Source organism: uncultured Nevskia sp., assembly GCF_903885465.1.
Classification (GTDB): Bacteria; Pseudomonadota; Gammaproteobacteria; order Nevskiales; family Nevskiaceae; genus Nevskia.
The window spans coordinates 1-3,181 of sequence record NZ_CAISIQ010000453.1 but is presented as its reverse complement, the minus strand read 5'-3'; the positions used below and the strand labels follow the sequence as shown (position 1 = coordinate 3,181).

Below are 3,181 nucleotides of genomic sequence, written 5' to 3'. Positions count from 1 at the left end.
TGTTCGTTGGCGAACTGCACGATCAGGATGCCGTGCTTGGCGATCAGGCCGACCAAGGTCACCAGTCCCACCTGCGTGTAGACGTTCAGCGTGGCGAAGTCGAGGAAGATGAACACCATCGCGCCGAAGATCGCCATCGGCACCGACATCATCACCACCAGCGGATCGCGGAAGCTTTCGAACTGCGCGGCCAGGGTCAGAAAGATGATAACCAGCGCGAACACCATGGTGGTCAGGAAGCCGCCGGATTCCCGCACGTACTGCCGCGACACACCGCCGTAATCGATCGTGTAGCCCTGCGGCAGGGTTTCCTTGGCGATGTCGTTGAGGATCTTCAGCGCTTCGCCCTGGGTACCGCCGAACACGGCGCCGATGGTGGCAGAGTTCATCTGCTGGAAGTGCGGGATCGACTGCGGCACCGTTTCAGTCTTCAGCGTCACCACGGTCGAAGCCGGCACCATGCCGCCGGTCGAGGTGCGGATGTAGTAGTTGTCCAGCTGATCGGCATTCAAGCGATCGCTGGTCTGCACCTGCGGAATGACCTTGTACGAACGGCCCTCGATCGAGAAGTAGTTGACGTAGCCACCGCCGAGCAGCGAACCGAGCGCGCCGCCGACATCACGCATGGTCAGACCCAGCGACGCCACCTTGTCGCGATCGACGTTCACCGTGGTCTGCGGCTTGTCGATCTTCAGACCGTTATCGAGCACGTAGAACTTGCCGGTCGCCTGCGCCTTGCTGACCACGGCATCGGCTACCGCATAGAGCTTCTCGAAGGAATCGGTGGTGTTGATCACGAACTGGATCGGCAGGCCGTTGCCGCCGCCGGGCAGCGGTGGCGGATTGACCCAGAAGATGTTGGCACCGGCAATCTTGTTGCTGTGATTCTGGAGATCGATCGATATCGCCGTGGTGTTGCGGGTTCGCTCCGCATACGGCACTGCGACGAAGCCGCCGATTCCCGAATTGACCGTGCCGACGCCTTCGATCTGGAACGCGCTGGCGTACTCCGGCATGTCTTTCATCACACCGTAGATCTGATCGGTGTAGGTCGACATCTGTTTCAGCGTCGCATTCGGCGGGCCGCTGACGATGTGGATCAGAAAGCCCTGATCTTCTGCTGGCGCCAGTTCGCTTTTCGCGAGCACACCGGCCATCGGCATCACCATCATCACGGCGATCAGGCCCATGACCACGAAGCCGAAGACCACGATCGTGACCCAGCCATTGAGCATCCGGCCCAGGATCCGCCGATAGGCAGCCGAGAAGCGCTCGAAGTTGCGATCGAGCACCTGCACGAAGCGGTTGGAGCCGTGATCGTCACGCAGGAACATCGCGCACATCATCGGTGACAAGGTCAATGCCACCACGGCGGACACCGCGACTGCACCGGCCAAGGTGAAGGCGAACTCGGAGAACAGCACGCCGGTCAAGCCACCCTGGAAACCGATCGGCACATAGACCGCGATCAGCACCACCGAGATCGCGATGATCGGCCCGGCCAGTTCGCGGGCGCCGACGAGTGCGGCCTGCATCGGCGTCTTGCCCATCTTCATGTGGCGATCGACATTCTCGACGACGATGATCGCGTCATCGACGACCAGACCGATCGCCAGCACCAGGGCCAGCAGGGTCAGCAGGTTGATCGAATAGCCGAGCACCAGCATCACGAAGAACGCGCCGATCAAGCTCAGCGGCATGGCGATGATCGGGATGATCACCGAGCGGAAGCTGCCGAGGAACAGGAAGATCACCACGGTGACGATGGCGAGCGCTTCGATCAGCGTCTATTCCACTTCGCTGATCGAGGCGCTGATGTACTCGGTGGAGTCGTAGACGATCTCGCCTTTCAGGCCTTCTGGAAGCTGAGCCACCAGTTCGGGGAAGGCGGCGCGGACATTCTTGATCACGGTCAGCGCATTAGCATCGGGCGCCACCTTGATGCCGATGAAGACCGACTGCTTGCCGTCGAAGCGAGTGCCGGAATCGTAGCTCTCGGCACCCAGCGACACTTTGGCGACGTCTTCCAGACGGACCAGCGAGCTGCCTTTCTGCTTGATGACCAGCTTCTGGAACTGCTCGATCGAATGCAGATCGGTGCCGGCGGTCAGATCGACGCTGACCATGTCGCCGCGCGTGGTGCCCAGTGCCGACAGGTAGTTGTTGTTGGCCAGAGCGGTATAGACGTCAGCCGCGGTCAGGCCGACGGCGGCCAGCTTCTGCGGATCGAGCCAGGCGCGCAGCGCGAACTGGCGTCCACCGAGCAATTCCGCCTGCTTGACGCCGGCGACCGTCTGCAGCTTCGGCTGCACGACGCGCACGATGTAATCGGTGACCTTGTTCGACGGAATGCTCGTCGAGTGGAAGCCCATGTACATCGCCGCGACCGCTTCGCCGACCTGCACGGTCAGCACCGGCTGCTGCGCTTCCGCGGGCAGCTGGTTGATCACCGACTGGACCTTGGTGTTGATCTCGTTCAACGCACGATTGGCGTCGTAGTTGAGCACCAGGGTCGCAGTGATCGTCGAGGCGCCGGCGACGCTGGTCGAGGTCAGGTAGTCGATACCTTGCGCCTGCGCCACGGCTGCTTCGATCGGCGTGGTGATGAAGCCGGCCACGACATCGGCATTGGCGCCGTAGTAGACCGTGGTGACGGTGACGGTGGCGTTTTCGGTCAGCGGATACTGGCGCACTGGCAGCCCGAACATCGAGCGCAGGCCGAGCACCAGGATCATCAGGCTGACGACGGTCGCCAGGACCGGCTTCTTGATGAATATATCGGTGAATTTCATGAGGATCTCATCGTCCTTGAGCGGGCAGGGCCAGTGAACAAGAACTGGCTCACTCGTCGACCGGCTTCGGATTGGCGTTGTTGCCCGGCTGCACGTCGTTGTTGACCGCGATCTTGAGGCCGGTCTTCAGCTTCAGCTGGCCGCTGGTGACCACGATGTCGCCTTCCTTGACGCCGGTCAGGATCGCCACCTGGTCGCCCCGCGTCGGGCCGACCGTGACGAACACCTGGCGAGCCACCATCACCGGCGGCGCGTCGGAGGCTGGCGCCGGCGGTGCGGGGGCAGCAGCCGGCGCTTCCTTGCCTTCCGCCTTGGCCACTTCGGCAGCTTGTGCCGACTTGATCTTGGCGTCTTCGGCGTCGAGCCGCTTGGTCTCCTTCAGCGCAGCC

General features: G+C 62.3%; 2 pseudogenes. Both read right to left on the bottom strand.

Features of this window, described 5'->3' with window-relative positions:
* A pseudogene (locus QZY06_RS17530) lies at positions 1-2,792 on the bottom strand (efflux RND transporter permease subunit); the annotation flags it as partial.
* A 49-nt stretch (positions 2,793-2,841) separates the two neighbouring features.
* Positions 2,842-3,181 (bottom strand): annotated as a pseudogene (locus QZY06_RS17525) (hypothetical protein); the annotation flags it as partial.